The organism is Yinghuangia sp. YIM S10712 (assembly GCF_051388935.1).
Taxonomy (GTDB): domain Bacteria; phylum Actinomycetota; class Actinomycetes; order Streptomycetales; family Streptomycetaceae; genus Yinghuangia.
The window spans coordinates 140,251-161,731 of record NZ_JBPKBI010000010.1 but is presented as its reverse complement, the minus strand read 5'-3'; the positions used below and the strand labels follow the sequence as shown (position 1 = coordinate 161,731).

Below are 21,481 nucleotides of genomic sequence, written 5' to 3'. Positions count from 1 at the left end.
CGAACCAGGCGTCGCTCGAGAAGATGGCATCCCCGAACCACGCCACCTGCGTTTCTCGTTGCGCTGCGCTGCCGGTTGGGGGGCGGACGTGTGGAAGACCGCTGCGGCGGCGAGGGTGAGGCCGGCGATCCAGGCCAGCGCGGCGAGAAGGGCGCGGGTTTCGTCGAAGTCTTGGGTGAGGGCGGCGTCGATGAGGACGCGGGTTGCGCCGTAGCCGGGGAGGGCGTGGGCCCAGCCGGGCGGGGTGGGGCGGAGCATGGGGCTCTGTTCGATGCCCAGGTCGAGAAAGGGGATCAGAAAGGCGATCAGGACGCCGCCGACGCGGCCGAAGACGGGGCCGATGACGACGCCGAGCAGGGCGTAGGTGGCGGCGATCATCCCGCAGGCGGCAACGTACCAGCCCCATTGCCGGGCATCGAAGACGGTGGCGGTGGCCGCTAGGGAAGCGGCATGCACCACTGACATCCCGTCACATCGAGGCGCACGAACACACGCGCCAACCCCACCTCAGGTGCCGTCCGAGCACGACTCGGACGGCACCTGAGGCGAACCGCCGTGCAGCCATACCGGGCACCCGCACCGCCACCTCCGGCCCGGCCCTCCCCGCTGCCTGCATCTCTGCCCGGCCCGACCCCGAAGGGTTTCCCCGTGACCCGCGCAACACAAGCTCCCAGGAACCGCCGCCGCCTCATCCCCGCCGCCTTGGCCGCCATCGTCCTCGCAAACGCGGCAGCATGCTCAGGCACCGACGCGCCGCCTGACTCGACTGGCGAGGCCGCAACGGCTGCACCGCAGTTCGGCCATGTCCACGGTCTCGGAATCGACCCCGCCGACGGCACCGTGTACGCCGCCACACACCACGGCGTCTTCGCCCTGACCGGCGACGGCGCCGTTCCCGTCGGGCAGAACCGCGGCGACTTCATGGGCTTCACCGTCACCGGCCCGGGCACCTTCCTGGCCTCCGGCCACCCCGCCCCGGGCAGCTCACGCGACCACCACTTCGGCCTGCTGGAAAGCACCGACAGCGGAAGCACCTGGACCGCGCTCTCCCTGACCGGGCAAGCCGACTTCCATGCCCTGGAGCATGCGCATGGCACCGTCTACGGATACGACAGCACCAGCGAACGCATCCGCGTGAGCGCCGACAGGCTCTCCTGGGACGACCGCGCCGGCCTGGAGGCGACCGACCTGGCGATCCACCCGTCCGACGCCGACGTCCTCTTCGCCGCCACCGCGGACGGCGTCCGCCGCAGCACCGATGCCGGCCGCACGTTCGCCGCAGCCACCTGTCCGCGGTGGCAACCGGCGCGGACGTACTGCTCACCAGCGCCGTGACCGGGCAGGGCCTGGACACCATGACCGCGGTCCTGAACGGCACCATCGTGCTGCTCGGCCCCTCCGGGGCCGGCAAGTCCACCCTGGGCAACCAACTGCTCGGCGAAGAACGGCTCGCCACCGGCACCGTGCGCGAGCAGGACGGCAAGGGCCGGCACACCACCGCGTGGCGGGAACTGCTCCCCCTGCCTGGCGGAAGGGTCCTGCTGGACACCCCTGGCCTGCGCGCTATCGGCCTGTACGACGCCCGGGACGGTCTGGAGCAGACCTTCGCCGAGATCGAACACCTCACCCAGGCATGCCGGTTCGCCGATTGCACCCACGAGAGCGAACCCGGTTGCGCGGTCCTGGCCGCCGTCGAGACAGGCGAGATCACGCAACGCCGGCTGGACAGTTACCAAAAACTGCTGCGGGAGAACGCGTACGCCGCCTCGCGCACCGACGCCCGCCTGCGCGCCGACCGGGGAGCGGTCAAGAAGGACATCACCCGCCACCTGCGCGCGACGTACCAGTTCCGGGAGCGCCAGCGGTGAACCACCACGACCACCCGGTCGGCGAGGCAGGGCATACGACCCCGACTCCGCCCGACACAACGGAGGCACGTGCCGCGGCACGACCAGAGATCGCCACACAACGCGAACACGTCGGCGACAACGGCCGCACCGCCCACCTCGCACACCCCCTCCCCCACGACAACACCCCCGGCACCCGCAAGAACGGAACTCTTATGACCACGTGGACCGTGCGCCCCGAGACCGCTGACGACATCCCCGCCATCCGCGACATCCTCCTCGCCGCCTTCCCCACCGCCCTGGAAGCCGACATCGTCGACGCCCTGCGCGCGGACCCGAAGGCGTGGATCGACGGGCTGTCCATGGTCACCGAGGCCTCCGACGGCTCCCTGACCGGGTACGCACTGCTCACCCGCTGCCACGTCGACGGCGAACCCGCGCTCGCCCTGGCCCCGTGCGCCGTACTTCCCGCGGCCCAGCGCACAGGCGCCGGATCGGCCGCCATCCGCACCGGTCTGGACGCAGCCCGAGCGATGGGCGAGAACCTCGTCCTCGTCCTCGGACACGCCGACTACTACCCGAAGTTCGGCTTCACCCCGGCTTCCCGCTTCGGCATTCAGGCGCCCTTCGAGGCACCTGACGAAGCCATGATGGCCATGGCCTTGGACGACACTCGCCCGGTCCCGGCCGGCACCATCCAATACCCCGCCGCTTTCGGCGTCTGACAACCCCCGCAGTGCCCCGAGGACTCGTCTCCTCGGGGCACTGCGGGTGCCGATAACCCATCCCCGCAGGTGAGAGTGCCTTCGGCGGATAAGCGAGCGGCGTCATGGACCTGCGGACGCCGATGAGCGACCGCGACAATCGCCCTGTTCTCGCGGTCTGATGTCGGGGGCGGCGTCGCCGGTGGCGTTGAGGACGCCGGCGTTGGCCATGAGCAGGATGACGACGGCGCGGTCGGTGAAGTCGTCGCGCAGGTGTCCGCCGGCCTAGGCGCGGGCGATGAGCTCGACGAGGCCGTGGTACGCCTCGGCGCGGCGGGCCTCCAAGGCTTTGGCGGCGGCGGGAGAGGTCATGGTGAGCACGTCGGCGAAGCCGCGGTCGGCGGCTTGCATGGCGCAGATGGCGTGGATATAGCCGGTGAAGCCCTGCCAGGGGTCGGGGTGGGCGAGGGCTTCGGTGACGGCGGCGGGGCCGTGCAGCTCGCCGCCGCCTGCGGCGCCCGCGTCATCGCAACCGCCCGGCCCGGCGAGGAGGCGGACCTCGTCGCCGACCTGACTGACACCGACGTTCAACTGGTCGACTACACAAGTGACTTGGAAGCCCAAGTCCGCGCGCTCGCCCCGAACGGCGTGGACGCCGTCCTGCACCTGGCGGGCGACGGCGCGCAGCTCGCCGGGCTGGTACGGCCAGGCGGACGCCCGGCTTCCACCCTGGGCCTGACCCAGGACGCCGTGAAGGGCGCGGACGTCACCGTCCACTCGATCATGGCCGACCCCGACACCCCGACCCTGACCGCGCTCGCCGCCGACGCCGCATCCGGCGCGTCGCTGCGCGTCCCGGTCACCGCAACCTACCCCCTGGAGCAGGCCGACGAGGCGTTCGCCGCGTTCGGCGGCGGGACGCTCGGGCGCGGCCGCACGCCGACCGCGACGAAAACGGCGCGGCGCGCGATCCCGTACCCGCCACGCTCACCGCCGCCGGGGCCCTTCGGCCCAGCGGCGTGTTTTCCGGGGTGTGAGAGTGTTGAGGGAAATGTCTCCAAGGAGGGTGGTCAGGCCCGCGGCGGAGTGCGGGCCCGGATCATGACGAGTACCGAGAGATTTCCACGCGTAACGCGGAGCTTGATGTCGTCCGTTGGGTCCTCGTGGCTACGGGCGCCCTACCCGGCGTTGGTCGCCGACGCGGCGGGTTTCCTCGTGGCCGCCAACGAACGGGCCGCGCGGTTGTTCCCTGCGGCGGTCACCGGCGCCCCGATCGAAGGCGCGGTGCCGCGCTGGCTCGCGCAGGCGCATCGGCACGTTGCGGGCGGTGCCGGGGACTCGGCCGGTCCGGTGCGCGGTCGGCACGGGCAGCGGGTGCTGGAGGCGCACGCGACCGGGGGGTCCGACGGCGAAGTGGTGTGGTGGCTGGTCGACGACACCGACCGGCATCGCGCCGAGACGGCTCTCAAGAGCGAGCAGGAGCGCACCGCGTTCCTCGCCGAGGCGTCCTCGCGTCTGCTGGCCTCGCTGAACACCGAACGCTGCATGGAAGTCGCGGTCGAGCTGGCGGTCGAGTTCCTTGCCGACGCCGCCGTCCTGGTGGCTCCGTCGGCGGGACGGCGGCATCCGATCGCCACCGCCGCCGGCGGCGGCCGTCCGGCCCACGGGTCGGTACGGATCGATCCGCAGGCGGTACCGGGGCTGGCGGAGGCCCTCCAGGGCTATCCGCCCGTTCCCTCGCGGTGGATCGACCCTTCGGCAGTGCCCGACTGGGCTTTCCCGGAGGGCTTCACCGGCCCGGTCGGATCGGTCGTGGTCACGCCCTTGCCGGGGCACGGCATTCCCGCCGGCGCGCTGATCCTGCTGCGCCGCAGCGACCATGCCGCATTCGACGCGTCCGAGGAGCTGTTCGCCCGCGTGTTCGCCGCCCGCGCCGGTGTGGCGTTGTCCGCAGCCCGGCTGTACCAGGAGCAGAGCCGTGTCACGGCCACGCTCATGGCCGAATTGCTACCGCCGGTGCTGACACACGTACACGGGGTGGAATTCGCGGGAGGCTACCGCGCTTCCCAGGACACCGAGCGCGTCGGCGGTGACTTCTACGACGTCCACCCCGGCACGGACGTCGGCCGGGAGACTTTGGCGGTCCTGGGGGACGTGGCCGGCAAAGGGCTCGACGCGGCCGTCCTGACCGGCAAGATACGGAACACATTGCAGGCGCTGCTCCCCTTGGCCGACGACCACGGGAATCTGCTGCGGTTGCTCAATGGCGCCTTGCTCACCGGCCTTCATACGCGTTTCGCGACGCTGGTGCTCGCCTCGGTGCGCAGGCAGGGTGCGGATGCGCACCTGCGGCTCACCTGCGCGGGCCATCCCGCCCCGCTGATCGTACGTCAGGACGGCACAGTCGACGAGGCTGAGACGACCGGCACACTGATCGGCGTACTGCCGGAGATCACGTCCACCACCGCCGGGGTCGTTTTGCGGCCGGGGGAGACCTGCCTGCTGTTCACCGACGGTGTCACGGAGGCCAAGGGCGGCCCCCTCGGCGACGTCATGTTCGGCGAGGAGCGCCTCCGGGCCGCGTTGGCCGAGTGCGCGGGTATGCCCGCCGAGGCCGTCACCGAGCGGATCCAGATGCTCGTCGCCGATTGGCTCGGCGGAAACCGGCACGACGACATCGCCGTGATGGCCATCACAGCGTCGCATACGGCGCATTTGACCGCGGTGGAGGGGCGGACAGCGGGCAGGTTCACTTCATGACCGAACCCGTTACCGCCGATACAGCGCACGACAGCCGGGTGCTGGGGCAGGCCCGCGAAGCACTCTGGCAGGCCGTTTCCGGCCGCGACGAATACGCCGCCCGCCACGTCGTCTTCGCCCTTCGGGACGTCGGAGTGAGTGTCGAGGACATCCTGCTGGACGTCGTCGCCCCGGTGCAGCGCAAAGTCGGTGCCGAATGGGCCGCCGACCGGCTCACCGTCGCCCAGGAGCATGCCGCAACCGCCATCCACGAGCGGGTGATCGCCGCCTTGGCACACCGCAACGGGGAGACCGGGCCTGACGGTACCGCCGGTACGGTCGCGGTGTCCTGCGTGGAGGGTGAGTGGCACGCCCTCCCCGCGCGGATCGTCGCCGAAGTTCTACAGCAGCGGGGCTACCGAATCGATTTCCTGGGTGCCCAAGTTCCGACTGCCCGCCTGATCACGCACCTTCACCAGACGGCACCCGTCGCCCTGGCGTTGTCGTCGTCGCTGCCCACCCGGCTGCCGGACGCGCACAAGGCGATCACCGCCGCGCAGGCCGTGGGCGTCCCCGTCCTCGCCGGAGGTGCGGCCTTCGGGGCGGACGGCCGCCACGCCCGTCGGCTGGGCGCGGACGCGTGGGCTCCCGACGCCCGTACCGCCGCCGCCGTACTCGACCGCGGCTTGCCGCGGCCCCGGACCGGCGCCGTCCGGCAGACCGTCGAGGATCTGCCCCACCTCGCCGACCAGGAGTACACCCTGATCGTGCGCCGCAAGCGGCAGTTGGTGCGCAACACGTTGACCGGACTGAACACCCGGCTGCCCGCGATGCGGTCCTACAGCGACACGCAGCGCGAGCGCACCGCCGAAGACGTCGGCCACATCGTCGATTTCCTGGCCGCCGCGCTGTACACCGACGATGCGGACCTGTTCGTCGGTTTCGTCGGCTGGACCGGTGACATCCTGTCGGCGCGCGGCGTACCCGCCCGGGTCCTCGACCCGTGTCTGGCCGTCCTTGAGGAGGAACTCAAGGACTTCCCCCGGGCTTTGGGTGTCCTCGCCGTCGGCCGCGCCTTCGTGCGCGGCGACACACCCCCGGCCCCCGGCGGAGTTTCCACCGCATGACAGCCCATTCCGACGACGCCTTCGACCTGGAGGCCACACGTGACCCCGCCGGTGACGCGCACATCCGCGTCACCGGCGACCTGGACTGGGAGAGCGCCGACGAACTCGTCGAAGCGGCACGCACCTTCCTGCACACCGCTCCGGCACCCGGCACGCTCCGGCTATGTTGCGCGGGGCTGACCACGTGCGACTCCACGGGGTTGACGGCTCTGCTGACGATCCGCCGCGAAGCCACCGCGGCGGACACCGACTTGTACCTGGACGATCAGCCGCCGGTCCTGAAGCGTCTGCTGAGTGTCACCGGCACCACCCACCTGTTCGGCGGCGCGGACCCCGGCGACGCCCGCGTCGGAGGTCGAGAGCGGCATACCGCGGACGGCGGCCCCGCACCGGCGCAGGCGCCCCCCGGCCGGTGAGCCGCAAAGACAGCGCGGCGGTGCGGCGGCTGCCCGGCATATCGACTGCGCCCGTCGACCAGGCGCTGAATGGCCGACGAGCAACCGGAGCATGTCGGCTTGATGCGGACCGCCAACGTGAACGGACTCGAACGGGCCGCCGCCAGGCGCGTCGTCCGACGCCTCGGCCTTCGCCGCCGGGGTGACGAGTGAGGACCGACTATGAGGGCGGGCCCAGGGATTCTGCTGAAGAGTTCGGATGGGAAGGCCCAACCACCGGAGAACGCCGAGAAGTTGGAAGGCGCCGTCAATACCCGCCCTGATGTCTGTCGTCTCCGACGGTACCTACAGCCTGCGTCTGGTCCCTGAGCAGGCAGCAGCAGGTAGCCGAAGTGCGCGTCGATGCCTCGCTCCGCTGCGCCGAGTTTGTCCCGGACAACCGAATGCGTCTTCGCCGCCGGCGCTGTCGGTACCACCCACTGCAGGTCGTGGGCCGCCCGAATCCGACGTTGGAGACTCAGAGCATGACGCAGGCACAACCCTCAGCGGCTGACAACAGCTCCCGCACCGCACCGATCGTTTGCAGCGAACCCGGCTCCTTCGCCTGGGGCGTCTTCCATGATCGGCATCCCCGACTGCTTCGGCAGCTGTGCGAGGCCTTCCCGTACGACACCGGTCAACGCCGGGCCCTGGACGACCTGCTCGACGAGACCCTGAACGGCACGATCAAGCCGCTCGACGCCACCGCTCACGATGCCGCGCGGTGGGAAGAGTGGGGGCAACGATGGTACGGAACGCCGTGGAGGGATGCCCCGTTCCTCTGGGCCGAGAGTTATTTCTACCGCCGGCTCCTTGAGGCGGTCGGCTACTTCGCCGCCGGCCCCTGGCAGGGCATCGACCCGTTCGCCGTCGCCAAGAACACCGATCTGACCGGGACCGCCGTCGACGAGGAACTCGCCGGACTCGACTCCGTCGCCGAACTCACCGACGAGCAGCGCCGCCACGCGCTGATCAGCTCGTCGCTGTGGGGCAACCGCGCCGATCTCGGCTTCCAGATCACTGCGAACGACGCCGTCGTGGAACATGCGGAGTCAGCTCTGGTCGCGGACGACAGCGGCGCGTTCTGGAACCATCTCACCGAAGACCCGACAGGCCGGGTCTGCTTGATCGCCGACAACGCCGGACGCGAACTCCTCCCGGACCTCGTCCTCATCGACCACCTGCTGCACGCCGGATACGCCAACAGCGTCGTTCTGCACGTCAAACCGCACCCGTACTACGTTTCCGACGCCACTCCCAGCGACACACTCGCATGCCTCCGCCGCCTCACCGCCGCAGGCGGAGAAGCGCAACGGATCGGTCGGCGCCTCAGGCAGGCCATGCAGTCCGGGCGACTCAGCATGAGGACGCACCCGTTCGCCTGCGCCCCACTCCCCTACGCGGAGATGCCTGACGACCTGCGCGCCGACCTCGCCACCGCGCGGCTCACGATCCTCAAAGGCGACCTCAACTACCGCCGCCTCGTCGGCGACCTCCACTGGCCCGCGAACACGCCATTCTCCGACACAGTCGCGCACTTCCCAGGACCCGTCGCCGCTCTGCGCACCCTCAAGTCCGACGTGGTCGTCGGTCTCAGCCGAACCACGCTCGACGGACTGGCTGCAACTGATGCGAAGTGGCGAACATCGGGCACACACGCGCTGATCCAGGTTTGCGCATAGCCGCATGTTTCACCCTGACAACAAGGCCCGTCGAGGCGTACGACGGCTCGTTGTGTCTGCGCAGCAGCGCACACTCTCGGCGCCTGCGACTCGCGGGCGGCGCACACGTCGCTTGCCTCAGCGTGGCGACAGACGCCGGGTCGCCGGAATCGCCTCCACACGCTGAGGCCACCCACCGGCCCGGAGCGACGATTGAGCGATGACTCCCAGCGCCGACCGGTACCGGACAGCCGACCCGAGCGCGACCGACACCGAATCCCAGCACAAGGAGACGATCGCCCCGAACACAGCCCCGGAATCGACAAACACCCGCCTTGGTCGAGGCCAAGCACGGGTGCCGACGGGTGCTGCCCTAAAACCGAAGTTCGCGGGGAAATCATGTTTCCGATCGGGGGTGCCTAACTCCCTTTGCCCGTAAGGTTCGATGCCCTGTCCGCCACCCTCGTTTCATGAATGAGAGATTCCCGCAGCAGACTTGGGGGGAAGTACTCCAAAAGAGTTATGCCGCGTGTGTGCCGGCAGTCGATGAAGCGGGTTCCGTCGAATTCGCTGTTTATCTTCGGACATTCGCGAGGAGGCGTCAGTCGAAGGGCCATGGGCGACGCCAGTGCGCCTGCGTGGTCCGTGTGGCGTGGTCGGTCAACGGACGGCCGCGTTACCGCAGCACTTCTTGTACTTGCGGTCGGAGCCGCACCAGCAGGGCCCGTTGCGTGGCGGCGGCCACAGGGTGAACCGGCCACGGGCGGTGAGGTCGGCGGCGTAGTCGGCGTGCACCTGCGTCCGCGCCGGGTCAGCGTTTTCGTCGGCGGCGAAGGCGATCAGGCCCGCGACCGTCCCGCGCGCCACCGCGAGCCGGGACTCGCCCTGTTCCGACTTCGCGACCAGCAGCTGCTCGACGTTCCGAATATGGGACGCCGAGTCCGCACCGTAAAACTCGGCGTGACCGGGCCAGCGCCGCAGCACCTCGGTGAACTCGCCGCCGGGCCAGTAGAGAACGGACGCAGTGTCCGGGACATGGAGATTCGCCCGCCGCTCCGCGACTTCCTCGCCGAGGCGGGCGTTGGCCTCCCGCAACACCTCGACGTGCGCTGCCACCGGGCGGTCCGGGTCGTGTAGTTCGTCGAGCGCGCGCGGGGTGCCGCCGAACACGCGGTTGACGGCTTCGTGAACGTCGTGGGCGACCTCATCGATGTGATCGTGAGGTACGCGCAGCTTGCGGCGGACCCGATGGCGGCCGACGACCAGGCCGGACACGTCATGAGAAGCGCCCAGCACAGTGTCCGCTGTGACGGGGGTCGTCGGCCCCAGGGCGTGGGTCAGCCCGGCCGTGAACCACTCGGACGCGGTGTCGAGTTCGTCGGCGTCCTCGAACTGCTCGGCGACCAGGCACCAGACGTCGCCGTCACGCGGATGCCGGGCCCGCAAGGCGTCTGCGGCTTCTCGGGCCTGGTCGACGAGCCCGGCGGACCACAGAGCGGAAACCCGGACGGCGCGGATGACGTCAGGAGCATCGCAGGCGTCCTCGTCGGCGAGCAACCGGTCGTACAGTGCCACAGCGCGCTCGTGCTCGCCGGCTTCCGACCAGGCCGAGGCCGCATCAACCAGCAGTTCCTCGCGCTCGTCCGGATACTCCGCGGCGAGCTTCTCCAAGCCCGGCGCCGCGGCAGCGGCCTCCTCGGCACGGGACAGCGGAACAGCCTGCGAAGGAGCGGAAGAACGGGCACGACGGCGCTTGCGTGACATGGAACCACCGTAGCCACCGCACGAGCGGGCGAAGACCGCCCCTCGGCATGCGCCAAGGGACGCCAGGCCCGGCCCACCTGCATCGTTCTTGAGCGTGGCCATATGATGGACCTCTCAACGAAGGTCAGCGTGCGGGCGTTCCGTTGATTCCACACTGACTCCGTCGCCGTGGCTGCGCGACTCGGCTCGGGCGTCGCGGCCCGCCACCGATGTGCCCCTTCCCGCAGGCGGTCCTAAAGTCGATAGTGAGGCCGGGAAGTCCGTTGCGGACTCCTGCGAGCCGTGCGGCACCCGGCGGGCACGAGAACCGCAAGGAAGCACTCCATGACCGCCTCGGCCGATACCCCCGTTCTGGACACCCTGGCCGCCATGACCTCGACTCCTTGGGACGCTGCGGCCTGGCCCCGGATGTCCTCCTCCTCACCCGGATCGCCGCGTTCGTCGCCATGGACACCCCCGTGATGTCCTACCAGGCCGACCTCATGGCCGGCGAGGCTCTGGCCATGACGCCGGAGCAGCTTCAAGACGCCATCGCACCGATCGTCGGCAGCGCCCGCGTCATGGCGGCGGGCACCCACATCGCCGAGGTCCCGGACATCGACATCACCGCCGCCGAACCGGAGTCCGCGGGCTGACGTACTCATGGCGTGCGCGACGGCGCGACGCGCATCGGGCCGAAACGCGAAACCCTCCGAGCCCGGCTCGGGTCCTGACCGCGAGTGTGTAGTTCGACCGCTTCGCGGACGTTGGGCACTTCGGTGTTGGCCTGGAACCTGGGCCCGTGCGCGCCCTCCGCGCCGGAAACAGCCGTCAAGCATCTCATGAAGCAGGAGCATTGCCATGGCGAAGCACTTCACCGGGAAGATCGCCCTCGACGTCCGGGATTCGGAGCCGGACTGGGCGCCGTTTCTCGCCCCGGAGGCACCGCCGGGCGCCCCGAATGTGCTGGTGATCGTGTGGGATGACGTGGGGTACGGGACGATGGACTGCTTTGGCGGGCCGGTGCAGGCGCCGACCATGAAGCGCATCGCCGACTTGGGGTTGCGGTACGCGAACTTCCATACCACCGCGTTGTGTTCCCCCAGCCGCGCGTCCCTGTTGACCGGGCGCAACGCCACGTCGAACGGGATGGCGACGATCGCCGAGTTCAGCGCGGGCTTCCCCGGGATCTCCACGCGCATACCGTTCGAGAACGGGTTCGTCTCCGAGGTCCTGGCCGAGCGCGGCTACAACACCTACTGCGTAGGGAAGTGGCACCTCACCCCGGGTGAGGAGACCAGCATGGCGGCGTACAAGGGGCGCTGGCCGCTGGGCCGCGGGTTCGAGCGTTTTTACGGCTTCCTCGGCGGCGAATCCAGCTGCTGGTACCCGGACCTGATCCACGACAACCACCCCGTCGACCCGCCGGCCACGCCCGCCGAGGGGTACCACATCGCGAAGGACTTCTCCGACAAGGCCATCGCGTTCATCCGCGACGCCAAGGCCGTGGCTCCCGACAAACCGTTCTACATGTACTACTCGCTCGACGCCGCCCACGCACCGCACCACGTGTTCAAGGAATGGGCGGACCGCTACAAGGGCGTGTTCGACGAGGGCTACGAGGCGATCCGGCACGGGATTCTGCGGCGCCAGAAGGAGATCGGTCTGCTGCCGGAGGACACCGAGCTGTCGCCGATCAACCCGCACGGCGAGCCGCAGGTCACCGGGCCTGACGGGCAACCGTGGCCCGGACTCGACGTCGTGCGCCCGTGGGACAGCCTCAGCAACGACGAGCAGCGACTTTTCGTCCGGATGGCCGAGGTCTTCGCCGGCTACGTCTCCTACACAGACGATCAACTCGGCCGGGTCATCGACTTCCTGGACGCGGCCGGGGAACTGGACAACACCATCATCGTGGCGGTTTCCGACAACGGCGGCAGCGGCGAAGGCGGACCGGACGGGACGTTCAACGAATGGCGGTTCTTCAGCGACCTGCCCACCCCGACCGAGCTGTCCTTGGAACACATCGACGAGCTCGGTGGCCCGCAGTCGTACAACCACTACAACACCGGCTGGGCTTGGGCGTTCGACACCCCGTTCCCGTACTGGAAGCGCTGGGCCGGCTTCGAAGGCGGCGTCGCCGACATGTGCCTGCTCGCCTGGCCCGCGGGCATCGAGGCCCGCGGCGAGGTGCGCGGGCAGTACATCCACGCCGTCGACGTCGTGCCCACCCTCTACGAACTCCTGGACGTCGAGCCGCCCGAGACACTCAAGGGCCATCCGCAGAACCCGATCGAGGGCGAGAGCTTCGCCGCCTCGATCACCGACCCGGCGGCGCCGGGCAAACAGACCCAGTTCTACGCGATGCTCGGCCAGCGCTCGATCTACCACGACGGTTGGCTGGCCTGCACCGTGCACCCGCCGCTGAGCGGATGGGGCGACTACGCCCACGACCGGTGGGAGCTGTACAACCTGGCGGCCGACCGCGCTCAGTCCCGGGACATCGCCGCGCGCGAGCCCGAGCGGCTGGAGACCCTCAAGAGCCTGTGGTACTACTACGCGGGCCGGTACAACGGGCTGCCGCTGGACGACCGCACCGCCCTCCAACAGGCCCTGGCCGAACGCCCCCACGGCACACCGCCGCGCGATCGGTACATCTACTACCCCGACTGCGCCTCCGTCCCCGAGCAGTCCGGCGTGGTCATCAGCGGCAGGTCGTACACGGTCGCCGCCGGCGTCGACATCGACTCGGCCGACGCCGAGGGTGTCCTGTACGCCCACGGCGGGGTGGCCGGCGGGCACAGCCTCTATCTCAAGGACGGGCGCCTGCACTACGTCTTCAACTGGGTGGGGACCCACTTGCAGACGGTGCACTCCGACCGCGAAATCCCTACCGGCGCACATGTGTTCACCGCCGACTTCGCGGCGAAAGGCCGCAGCGGCGACCCCGCGATGCCCGGAACCGCCGGAACTCTCACCCTCTACATCGACGACCAGCCGGTCGGCAGCAGCAACATCGTCACCCAGCCCGGGTACTTCTGTGTCGTCGGCGACGGGATCTGCGTCGGCCGCGACGACGCCTCACCTGTCACCCCCGACTACCAGGCCCCGTTCAGGTTCACCGGCGGCACCATCGACAAGGTCGTCGTCGACGTCTCCGGCGAACGCTTCGTCAACCACGAAGCCCAAGTCCGCGGCTGGTTCGCGATCGATTGACCGCAAGAGGGCGAACAGTCGACCGACCCGGGCGGATCTGAAGGCGCGATGCCGCAGCTTGCCGCGCCGGCCTCTGCCCACACATACACCGCGACAGGCGTTCGCCGGTCTCATCCGAGCGCCCCGGACGCGCGAGGTGCCCGGCTGCGAAGGAGCCGTCCTGCCGGGAGGGGAAGGGCGTGGCCGCGACACGGTCGCCACACGGATCGCATCGATATCGGGGCCGACCGCGACGGCTTCGCCCGCGCCGTCCGAGACTGGGACGACGTCCGGTTTGGCCGGGAGTACGTACGTGCCGTCGAGGACCATGAGTTCGCGGAAGCCCAGCGACGTCGCCCGCACCGCCACCAGCACCTGGCCGGCCCCCGCGAACGGTTGCTCCGCGCGGCTCAAAACCTGATGTACGACCAGGGCATCGGGGTCGGTGTGGAACGTGCAACGGCATCGTGCGGCTGCTCGACCACGACCCGGAGAGCAGCGCCGTGCTGCTGGAACGCCTGGACGGCTCACGCACCCTGGCTTGCGTCGAGGACGACGACGTGGCCATGAGCGTCTTGGCCCAACTTATTTATGGCCCGGCTGCACTCCGTCCCGGCGCCGAGCCACGACATCACATGGAGGACCCCACAGACGGCGGCGCTTAGCCCGCAGAGCCCCAGAGCACGCGGGCAGGGGCAAGCGCCGCGAGCCGTCCGCTCAGCGGCTGTCCCTGCCGTCGGCGTCGTAGTCGGCGGATACGAAGTCGCACTCGATGGTCAGCGCCGACTCGGTCTCCACCCGCCCGTCGCCCCACTCGGAGCGGCCGAAGCCGACGCTGACGATGGTGTAGCCGTCGTCGACGCCGACACCTTCGCCTGGTACCCGGCCGTCGGGCACGGCGACCTTGATCGGCGTGCCGTCGTCCAACTCCGCCAGTGCGGCACGCAGGTCACCCACCGTCATCGCGGCCGCCTCGTGACGCACCATCCCCGTGGGCGAAGGCTGCCCGGCGGGCGGCGCGGTGGGGAAGTCGGCGGCGTCGGAGGCACGGGGAACGGAATCTGCGGCGGACTTCGGATCTGTGGTCATTCCGCCATCCTGTCAAAGATCTGACCCATATGGGCCAATCTTCCCGCCGCACCGGCGTCGGCCGTGGTCCGGCACGTCGGCACACGCGGGCCCGCGAAGCCGGGACTGGTGTCAATTGGCACCAGGCCCATGCACGCGTTGGTTCCCCGACACGACCACCCGTCCGCAGGGCGCTACGCGGGGGCAGCGGTGCCGAACAGCGCCGAGGCGTTCTGGAGTGGTGTCAGTCCGCGCGGCGGTGCGCCTTCGGAGACGCGGCAGGTGAAGCCGAGGCGGGCCATGGCTCGCGTGACTTCGTCCGCGGTGAAGTCACGGCGGTCCTGCCGGGTGAGAATACCCCCGACCTGCTTGACCGGGTACCGACGGCGGCCGATGATCACGGACCCGCTCGTGACGGGCTCGGGCTTGATGCCCTTCATGGATTCCAGCACTCCGTGCTTGGAGAGATCGAATGCGAAACCGGCGATGACGCAGCGCATGGTGCCTCACAGAAGGTGGAAGAGAGCCGATCGAAGCCAGGGAATCGACGGCGGGGGCCGGAAACGCCCTGGGTGCCGTCACCCTGTCGGCGGGAGACGCACCGCCGAACCTGTGTGTCCCACGGCGAGTTCCGGGCAGCGAGTCGCCGTCATGGGCACGGCGAAACCTCATTCGCGTCGATGACGTCCCGGAGGCGGACGAGGTCCGTGTACGAGGGGCTGTCGCGTACGGCGGCCAGCTGGGCCCGCGTGACCACGCCCGTGCACTGGTCGTCCTCGTCGCACAGGAACAGATGATCGGCAAGGGCGCCGGACATCACGGACAGCGCCACCTCGACGGTCATGTCGACGCCGACCCGCGGCCCGGACGCGTAGGAGACGTCAGCCGGGGCTGTGGGGGTGTGGCTGCAGGCCGCCGCCGGCCATGTCTGGGGGTGTGTCATCTGAACCGATGTCGAGGGTGCCGCGTTGGGGTCGGGCAGCAGAGCGAGTCTTCCGGGCATCAGGGCCTCAGGCCGCCGCGCCGGAGGTGGATTGCCACGAGGAGGCGCGACGCGGGGCCTGGCCGGTGGTCCGGTCCTGCCCGGGACGGCTCCGTCGGCCCCGGCTCGGGGAAGCGCCGCCCCGGGCGCGTTCACGAGGGCGGTCCGCTGCGGGCGAGGAGATGGTGACCGGGATGCCCGAGGGAGCCTGCGCGCCGGTGATGCGGCTCAGTTCCGCGTCGCCGGAACGTACCTGGGTGGTTTGCGCGGTGACACCTGCGGCTGCCATCAGTCGGCTCATGCTGCGGCGTTGGTCGGGTGTGACCAGGGTGACGACGCTGCCGGACTCGCCGGCGCGGGCCGTGCGGCCGCCGCGGTGGAGGTAGTCCTTGTGGTCGGTGGGCGGGTCCACGTTCACGACCAGGTCGAGGTCGTCGACGTGGATTCCGCGCGCGGCGACGTTGGTGGCCACCAGCACCGTCACGTGGCCGGACTTGAACTGGGCGAGGGTTCGGGTGCGTTGCGGTTGGGACTTGCCGCCGTGCAGTGCGGCGGCGCGTACCCCGCTGGTCAGCAGGTGTCGGGTCAGCCGGTCGACGGCGTGCTTGGTGTCCAGGAACATGATCACCCGGCCGTCGCGCGCCGCGATCTCGGTGGTCGCTCGGTGCTTTTCCGTGCCGTGCACATGGAGGACGTGGTGTTCCATCGTGGTGACCGCGTCCGCCGAGGGGTCGACGGTGTGCACCACCGGGTCGGTCAGGTAGCGGCGCACCAGCCGGTCGACGTTGCGGTCCAGCGTGGCCGAGAACAGCATCCGCTGTCCCTCCGGCCGTACTTGGTCCAGTAGCGCGGTGACCTGCGGCATGAATCCCATGTCGGTCATCTGGTCGGCCTCGTCGAGGACGGTGATGCCGACCTGGTTCAGGCGGCAGTGGCCCCGCTCGATGAGGTCCGTGAGTCGGCCCGGAGTCGCGACGACGACTTCAGCCCCGGTGCGAAGTGCGTTGGCCTGCCTGTTGATCGGCATCCCGCCGACCACTGTGGCCAGCCGCAGCTGAAGGGCGCGGGCGTACGGAGCGAGCGCCTCGGTGACCTGCTGGGCCAGCTCGCGTGTGGGGACCAGGATCAAGGACAGCGGCTGTCGCGGTTCGGCGCGCATCCCGGCCGTACGGGCCAGCAAGGCGAGGCCGAACGCGAGGGTCTTGCCCGATCCGGTACGGCCGCGGCCCAATACGTCACGCCCCGCGAGGGTGTTCGGCAAAGTCGCAGCCTGGATCGGGAAGGGCACGGTCAGGCCTTGGCGGCCGAGCGCCGCCAACAGCGGCGTCGGCATGGCGAGCTCGGAGAAGGCCGCAACGGCGGGAAGTGCGGGGGTGACCGTCTTCGGCGGCGCGAACTCGCCCTGCGGTGCGAGCTGTCGGCGTCCGTGGCCTCCCGAGCGCCCTTGGGCGCCGGAACGGTCGGAGAGGGCGGATCCGAAGCGGCCACCGCGTTGTCCGGAGCCCGGATGGCCGGTGCGGGTGAGGCGGTCGTTGGTACGTGTGCGGTTCATGCGGAACCTTCCTTGATGCGGCGCGCGCCAAGGAATTCCCGCGGCAGAAAACCGGAAGGGGAATTGCAGGGACGAGCCGAGGGAATTTCGCCGGAGCCGGGGACGAACAAGGCGGCCGGTCGGCGGATCTGGAGAATCGGGACGATGGCGCAGCCGGGGCGGGCCCGGGAATTCAGGTCGGGGAGGGCGTGAAGGACGCGAAACCCCGGCGGAGCGCGAACAGAAGCGAGCTGGGGCCCACACCCCGAGGTGCGGGCCCCAGCTGCGAAGTACGTGACGGCGTCAGGCGGGAACGATGTTCTCGGCGCTCGGGCCCTTCTGGCCCTGCGCGATGTCGAAAGTCACCTTCTGGCCTTCCTGAAGCTCACGGAAGCCCTGGGCGGCGATGTTCGAGAAGTGGGCGAAGACGTCCGGTCCGCCGCCGTCCTGCTCGATGAAGCCGAAGCCTTTTTCCGCGTTGAACCACTTCACAGTTCCGGCAGCCATGTCAGATCTCCTCAAAGGGGGCAGGGCCCGGAGCCCGCACCATGCGGACCCCGCGTCGCCGCGATGATCGCCCCACCGGAAATATGCCGGACCCACAAAAGCACGTCGCGCCGGGGAAGACACGGCGCAAGCACCCGAAGATTTTGGGAACCATAACTGCAACTGAGACCGACAGTAGCACGTTGTTGCCGATTTCCTGCACCAGGTGAACTCGCTCGGTTTTTCGGGAAAGAAATTCTCGTCGCACATCACGGCGATTTCTCACTCCCCGACCACATATTTTGCCTCCCGTCGAGCACAGGGTCTCCGTTCGAGCACATCTGCCGGCGGTGCCGCGCCATCGCGCTGCGCGTCAGTGGCAGTGGGGTGTGCCGTCCCGCTGTTCCGGTCGTCCTGACCGTACGCCTGCCGTTGCACGCCCGTGCCTGACGCGCCTCCGAGCTCGCCGACGATCGAGCCGATCCTGCCGCGCTGCACACCGGCGACTGCGGCCCCGCTGGTCGGCCGGGCGCGCACAAGCTCAGAGCCGACCGGGGCATGGGCCTGGCCGGGACGGCCGTGGATCGCCGGCTGGGGCGAACGCCCTTGCGCAGCAATCGAATTCACCGCCTGGTGCATGACGCGGACCGCCCCTCGCGAAAGCCGGCCACACGCACGGGGGCGCCAACGACATTGCGATTGCGGGGTGAGCCGTTCTCCGCAGGAGCCCTCCTGGCGCCGGAACAGACACCCCAGATGAAAACGAATATGGTTCCCATTATCATTTGTTGGGGGCATCCGTGCGTTCCGCTGCGGTTGTGCCGTTCCCCTGACCACTGCTGCTCGAAAGCGAGAAACGTTTATGTCACGCACCCTCTGCCGGCCCGTCAGATGGATGGTGGCGGCCACCGTGGCAGCCGTTCTGGCGGGCGGCTGCTCCAGCGGCGATGACGGGAACGCCGGTAAGGCGGGCGCGGCAGGCACTGCGGCTGCTGGCGCCGAGTCGCGGATCACCGATGCCAAGGGCAAGGAAGTCGCGCCGGCACGCACGCCCGAGCGCGTGGTGTGCCTGGTGGCGTTGTGCGACGACATGCTCACCGAATTGGACATCGTCCCGGTGGCGACCAACTCCAAGCTTCTGGCCCATCCGCAATTCCTCGGTCCGGAGAAGGTCAAGGAAGTCGCCACAGTGCCAGGAGGGTTCGTCAGTCCCGAGGTGGAATCGATTCTGTCGTTCCGCCCTGACCTGGTCATCGGTCTGGAGGACACCCACGGGAAGCTCGCGCCCGCGCTGAAGGGAGCGACGGCGTTTTGGGCGTTGCAGCCCGCGTCGTGGCAGGACAGCGTCGCGTACCTGCACGACCTGGGGCGGCTGACCGGCCGTCAGGCGCAGGCCGCCGCCGCGGAGCAGCGCTTCCGCGCCAAGCTCGACGCGGCCAAGGCGGCGAAAAGAGCCGACACGGCACTGGTGATCTTCGGCAGTGACGAGAACTTCGGCGTGGCCATGGACGGACAGGACATCGCAGGCAGCATGATCGCCGAGTTCGCGGACTACCCGTGGCCGTCGCGCGGGATCGAGGGAACGTACAGCTTGGAGGAGATCCTCACCCGTGACGTCGACGTGCTGTTCGTCGAGACCCTGTCATTCGGCGGGGCAGGCGAGGCCAAGTTGTCGGAGAAGCTCGCGGCCAACCCTCTGTGGCAGCGAATCCCGGCGGTGCGCGACAACAGGGTCGTGGAAGTCGACGCGGAGGTGTGGGCCAAGGGGCGCGGCACCCGGTCGCTGGGCATCGTGATCGACGAGGCGACTGCCGCGCTGCGATGAACACTGTTGACGCCGTACCGACGTCGGTCGGCACGCATCGGCGAGGCAGGGCGGGGGCATGGGCGGGAATCGTCCTGCTGCTGGGGGCGGTCGCCGTCGGACTGTGCCTGGGAACGCCAGCGGTGGGCCCGGGTCGCGTGTTCGAGGCGCTCGGCGGCGACCAGGACGTGGAGTCCGTGATCATCCGCGACCTGCGCCTGCCGCGTGTGCTGCTCGGGGTGCTCGCCGGTGCCTGCCTGGCCGCAGCCGGCCTCGTGTTGCAGGAAGCGCTCCGCAATCCGCTCGCGGTGCCCGAGATGCTTGGGGTTTCCTCGGGCGCAGCGCTGGGCGTCGCGGTTCCCCTGGTGGCCTCGACGGCCGTGCCGGCTGTCGCGCATCCGCTGCTGGCGATCGCGGGTGCGGTGGCGGGCGGGTTGGCGACCGTGGTCGCCGCCGGTTTCGGACGCAGCCCCGCGGCGGTGTTGCTGGTGGGTGCGGCGGTCGCGGCGGCGTTTCAGTCGGCGCTGCTCATGGCGTTGGTGATGGCCGATCAGCTCGATCTGCAACTGATCTACCGCTTCCTGATGGGCAGTTTGTCGGGGCGGACCTGGAGTCACCTGGACGCGGTCTGGCCGTGGCTGCTGGCGTCGCTGCCGGCGCTCGTGGCGTGTGTGCCGGTCCTCGGCGTTCTGCGCCTCGGCGATGGTGCGGCGCAGACGTTGGGGCTGCATGTCCATCGTGCGCGCCTGGGTGCACTGGCGGCGGCCATTTTGCTGATCGCTCCGATCATCGCGATATGCGGCCCCATTGCGTGGATCGGTTTCCTGGCCCCCCATGTGGCGCGCGCCTTGCATCCGCGTGCCGACGCCGTACAACGGCTCGCCCCCACGATGCTGTGGGGTGCCGTCTGCACGGTTGGCGCCGATCAGGCGGCTCGCCTGGCGTTCGCCCCGGTGGAGACACCGGTCGGCGCGTGGACCGCATTGGTGGGCGTGCCGATCGGCACTGTCCTCCTGAAACGCAGCGGCAGAGCGGAGCGCCGGAATGCGGTGGCAGGCGTGGACGCGGCCGGAGCCGGGGGCGGCCGATGAACGCGGGGTGGGCGTCCCGGCGGGCGCGGGTGACGGTGCTGGTGGCGTTGTTGGCCGCCGCGATCGCGGTCGGTGCGGCCGGCCTGTTCGCGGGGCGGATGGTGGCGCCTCATGAGGTTTGGGCGGTGGTCACCGGGGCGAACGACGACCCGCTGGCCCACCACGTGGTGATGCGCCTGCGCATGCCGAGAACGCTGGTCGCGCTCACGGCCGGAGCGTGCCTGGGCACCGCGGGCCTCCTGCTGCAAGCGTCCCTGCGCAATCCCCTGGCCGGCCCCGAGGTGACCGGCGTCGCACCCGGCGCCGTCCTCGGTGCGGTGGCCGCTTCCGGTGCGGGGCTTGCCAGTTGGTCCTCACCCGGGTCGGTGGCCGCGGCGGCGTGTGCGGGCGGCTTCCTCGGTGCGGGCCTGCTGTGGCTGCTTACCGGGGGCCGGCGGACCGACCCGCTGATGACGGCCGTCTACGGCGTGCTGGTCTCCGCGCTGCTGTCCGGACTGACCGCCGTGGTGCTGGTCGCGGCTCCCGGTGAACTGGGCAGCGTCGTGCAGTGGCTCGTCGGCAGCACCGAGGGCCGTGTGTGGGAGCACTGGCACATGCTCGGCCCCTGGGCGCTCGCCTGGGGCGCGGCGGCGTTCGCTTGTGCGGGAGCACTCGGGGTGCTGCGCTCGGGCGACGAACACGCCGCGGCCGTCGGCCTCGCCCCGGCGCGCACCCGCGCGTACGCCCTCGTCTGCGCCGTCGCGCTGACCGCGGGAGCAGTCGCGGCCGTCGGCGCACTCGGTTTCGTGGGACTGCTCGCCCCGCACGTGGCCACCGCACTCCTCGGCGCCGACCTGCGCGCGGCTCTGCCCGGCGCGGCCCTCGTCGGGGCGGTGATCGTGGGCGGCTCGGACTCCGCCGCCCAGGCACTCTCCCCGCCCCTGGCCGAACTGTTCGGCTCCGATCGGTTCCTGTTGCCGACGGGGGCGATCACCACGGGCGTCGGTGCTTTGGTTCTGCTCGCCGTGGCACGCCGGTACGCGCCAAACGAAGACCAGTGACCCGCCGACTCCGTTGAGGGAACAAGGAC

Annotated in this window: 20 protein-coding genes and 2 pseudogenes; 15 read left to right on the top strand and 7 right to left on the bottom strand. The window is 70.0% G+C overall.

Translation table 11 applies throughout. From position 1 onward, the window contains the following. Nucleotides 1-90 precede the first annotated feature (90 nt). The 4 genes from ACRX5W_RS20925 to ACRX5W_RS20910 all read left to right on the top strand — a co-directional run bounded on the left by ACRX5W_RS20925 (nt 91) and on the right by ACRX5W_RS20910 (nt 2,572). Nucleotides 91-441 carry a hypothetical protein gene (locus ACRX5W_RS20925; RefSeq protein WP_436789747.1) on the top strand — a complete coding sequence of 117 codons (351 nt, stop codon included), beginning with the start codon at nt 91-93 and terminating at the stop codon, nt 439-441. 207 nt (nt 442-648) lie between these two features. After that, nucleotides 649-1,335: a F510_1955 family glycosylhydrolase gene (locus ACRX5W_RS20920; RefSeq protein ID WP_436789746.1), complete on the top strand. Its 687-nt coding sequence runs from the start codon at nt 649-651 to the stop codon at nt 1,333-1,335. After that, nucleotides 1,296-1,868: a ribosome small subunit-dependent GTPase A gene (rsgA, locus tag ACRX5W_RS20915; RefSeq protein ID WP_436789745.1), complete on the top strand. Its 573-nt coding sequence runs from the start codon at nt 1,296-1,298 to the stop codon at nt 1,866-1,868. Before ACRX5W_RS20920 ends, rsgA begins: the two co-directional genes overlap by 40 nt. 194 nt (nt 1,869-2,062) lie before the next feature. After that, nucleotides 2,063-2,572 carry a GNAT family N-acetyltransferase gene (locus ACRX5W_RS20910; protein WP_436789830.1) on the top strand — a complete coding sequence of 170 codons (510 nt, stop codon included), beginning with the start codon at nt 2,063-2,065 and terminating at the stop codon, nt 2,570-2,572. A gap of 264 nt (nt 2,573-2,836) precedes the next feature. Here ACRX5W_RS20910 and ACRX5W_RS20905 read toward each other — a convergent pair whose 3' ends face one another. Continuing rightward, a complete protein-coding gene (locus ACRX5W_RS20905; protein ID WP_436789838.1) occupies nt 2,837-3,142 on the bottom strand; it encodes a hypothetical protein in 306 nt (101 codons plus the stop codon). Here ACRX5W_RS20905 and ACRX5W_RS20900 point away from each other — a divergent pair. The 5 genes and pseudogenes from ACRX5W_RS20900 to ACRX5W_RS20880 all read left to right on the top strand — a co-directional run. Further along, a pseudogene (locus ACRX5W_RS20900) lies at nt 3,044-3,400 on the top strand (zinc-binding dehydrogenase); the annotation flags it as partial. The gene ACRX5W_RS20905 and the pseudogene ACRX5W_RS20900 sit on opposite strands and share 99 nt — an antisense overlap. A 252-nt stretch (nt 3,401-3,652) precedes the next feature. After that, a complete protein-coding gene (locus tag ACRX5W_RS20895; RefSeq protein WP_436789829.1) occupies nt 3,653-5,311 on the top strand; it encodes a PP2C family protein-serine/threonine phosphatase in 1,659 nt (552 codons plus the stop codon). Next, the gene (locus tag ACRX5W_RS20890) at nt 5,308-6,417 is read left to right on the top strand and encodes a cobalamin B12-binding domain-containing protein (RefSeq protein WP_436789744.1); all 1,110 of its coding nucleotides are present in this window, start codon (nt 5,308-5,310) and stop codon (nt 6,415-6,417) included. Before ACRX5W_RS20895 ends, ACRX5W_RS20890 begins: the two co-directional genes overlap by 4 nt. Continuing rightward, the gene (locus ACRX5W_RS20885) at nt 6,414-6,833 is read left to right on the top strand and encodes an STAS domain-containing protein (protein WP_436789743.1); all 420 of its coding nucleotides are present in this window, start codon (nt 6,414-6,416) and stop codon (nt 6,831-6,833) included. The genes ACRX5W_RS20890 and ACRX5W_RS20885 overlap by 4 nt, the downstream gene beginning before the upstream one ends. A gap of 503 nt (nt 6,834-7,336) precedes the next feature. Beyond that, complete coding sequence (locus ACRX5W_RS20880; RefSeq protein ID WP_436789742.1) at nt 7,337-8,533, top strand: damage-control phosphatase ARMT1 family protein; 1,197 nt, start codon at nt 7,337-7,339, stop codon at nt 8,531-8,533. A gap of 639 nt (nt 8,534-9,172) precedes the next feature. On the opposite strand, the gene ACRX5W_RS20875 is transcribed toward ACRX5W_RS20880, so the two are convergent. Continuing rightward, nucleotides 9,173-10,276, bottom strand: a complete 1,104-nt coding sequence (locus ACRX5W_RS20875) for an SEC-C metal-binding domain-containing protein (RefSeq protein WP_436789741.1) — start codon at nt 10,274-10,276, stop codon at nt 9,173-9,175. A 383-nt stretch (nt 10,277-10,659) separates the two neighbouring features. On the opposite strand from ACRX5W_RS20875, the gene ACRX5W_RS20870 reads away from it, so the two are divergent. The 3 genes and pseudogenes from ACRX5W_RS20870 to ACRX5W_RS20860 form a co-directional block, all read left to right on the top strand. Then, a complete protein-coding gene (locus tag ACRX5W_RS20870) occupies nt 10,660-10,911 on the top strand; it encodes a carboxymuconolactone decarboxylase (protein ID WP_436789740.1) in 252 nt (83 codons plus the stop codon). Nucleotides 10,912-11,116: 205 nt separating this feature from the next. After that, nucleotides 11,117-13,471, top strand: coding sequence for a sulfatase-like hydrolase/transferase (locus ACRX5W_RS20865; protein WP_436789739.1), 2,355 nt, complete (start codon nt 11,117-11,119; stop codon nt 13,469-13,471). Nucleotides 13,472-13,908: 437 nt separating this feature from the next. After that, nucleotides 13,909-14,071 (top strand): annotated as a pseudogene (locus ACRX5W_RS20860) (hydroxyurea phosphotransferase); the annotation flags it as partial. A gap of 96 nt (nt 14,072-14,167) precedes the next feature. On the opposite strand, the gene ACRX5W_RS20855 reads toward ACRX5W_RS20860, so the two are convergent. The 5 genes from ACRX5W_RS20855 to ACRX5W_RS20835 form a co-directional block, all read right to left on the bottom strand. Beyond that, nucleotides 14,168-14,539 carry a DUF6225 family protein gene (locus tag ACRX5W_RS20855; RefSeq protein WP_436789738.1) on the bottom strand — a complete coding sequence of 124 codons (372 nt, stop codon included), beginning with the start codon at nt 14,537-14,539 and terminating at the stop codon, nt 14,168-14,170. A gap of 173 nt (nt 14,540-14,712) precedes the next feature. Beyond that, nucleotides 14,713-15,018, bottom strand: coding sequence for an SCO5918 family protein (locus ACRX5W_RS20850; RefSeq protein WP_436789737.1), 306 nt, complete (start codon nt 15,016-15,018; stop codon nt 14,713-14,715). A 149-nt stretch (nt 15,019-15,167) separates the two neighbouring features. Continuing rightward, nucleotides 15,168-15,461 carry a CBS domain-containing protein gene (locus tag ACRX5W_RS20845; RefSeq protein WP_436789736.1) on the bottom strand — a complete coding sequence of 98 codons (294 nt, stop codon included), beginning with the start codon at nt 15,459-15,461 and terminating at the stop codon, nt 15,168-15,170. Between the two features lie 67 nt (nt 15,462-15,528). Then, on the bottom strand, nt 15,529-17,052 hold the full coding sequence (locus ACRX5W_RS20840; RefSeq protein ID WP_436789735.1) for a DEAD/DEAH box helicase: 1,524 nt from the start codon (nt 17,050-17,052) through the stop codon (nt 15,529-15,531). Nucleotides 17,053-17,334: 282 nt separating this feature from the next. Next, nucleotides 17,335-17,538, bottom strand: a complete 204-nt coding sequence (locus ACRX5W_RS20835; protein WP_436789734.1) for a cold-shock protein — start codon at nt 17,536-17,538, stop codon at nt 17,335-17,337. An 841-nt stretch (nt 17,539-18,379) separates the two neighbouring features. On the opposite strand from ACRX5W_RS20835, the gene ACRX5W_RS20830 reads away from it, so the two are divergent. The 3 genes from ACRX5W_RS20830 (at nt 18,380) to ACRX5W_RS20820 (ending at nt 21,452) form a co-directional block, all read left to right on the top strand. Then, nucleotides 18,380-19,342, top strand: coding sequence for an ABC transporter substrate-binding protein (locus tag ACRX5W_RS20830; RefSeq protein WP_436789733.1), 963 nt, complete (start codon nt 18,380-18,382; stop codon nt 19,340-19,342). A 68-nt stretch (nt 19,343-19,410) separates the two neighbouring features. Next, nucleotides 19,411-20,412: a FecCD family ABC transporter permease gene (locus ACRX5W_RS20825; protein WP_436789828.1), complete on the top strand. Its 1,002-nt coding sequence runs from the start codon at nt 19,411-19,413 to the stop codon at nt 20,410-20,412. Beyond that, a complete protein-coding gene (locus ACRX5W_RS20820; RefSeq protein ID WP_436789732.1) occupies nt 20,409-21,452 on the top strand; it encodes a FecCD family ABC transporter permease in 1,044 nt (347 codons plus the stop codon). The genes ACRX5W_RS20825 and ACRX5W_RS20820 overlap by 4 nt, the downstream gene beginning before the upstream one ends. Nucleotides 21,453-21,481: the final 29 nt, after the last annotated feature.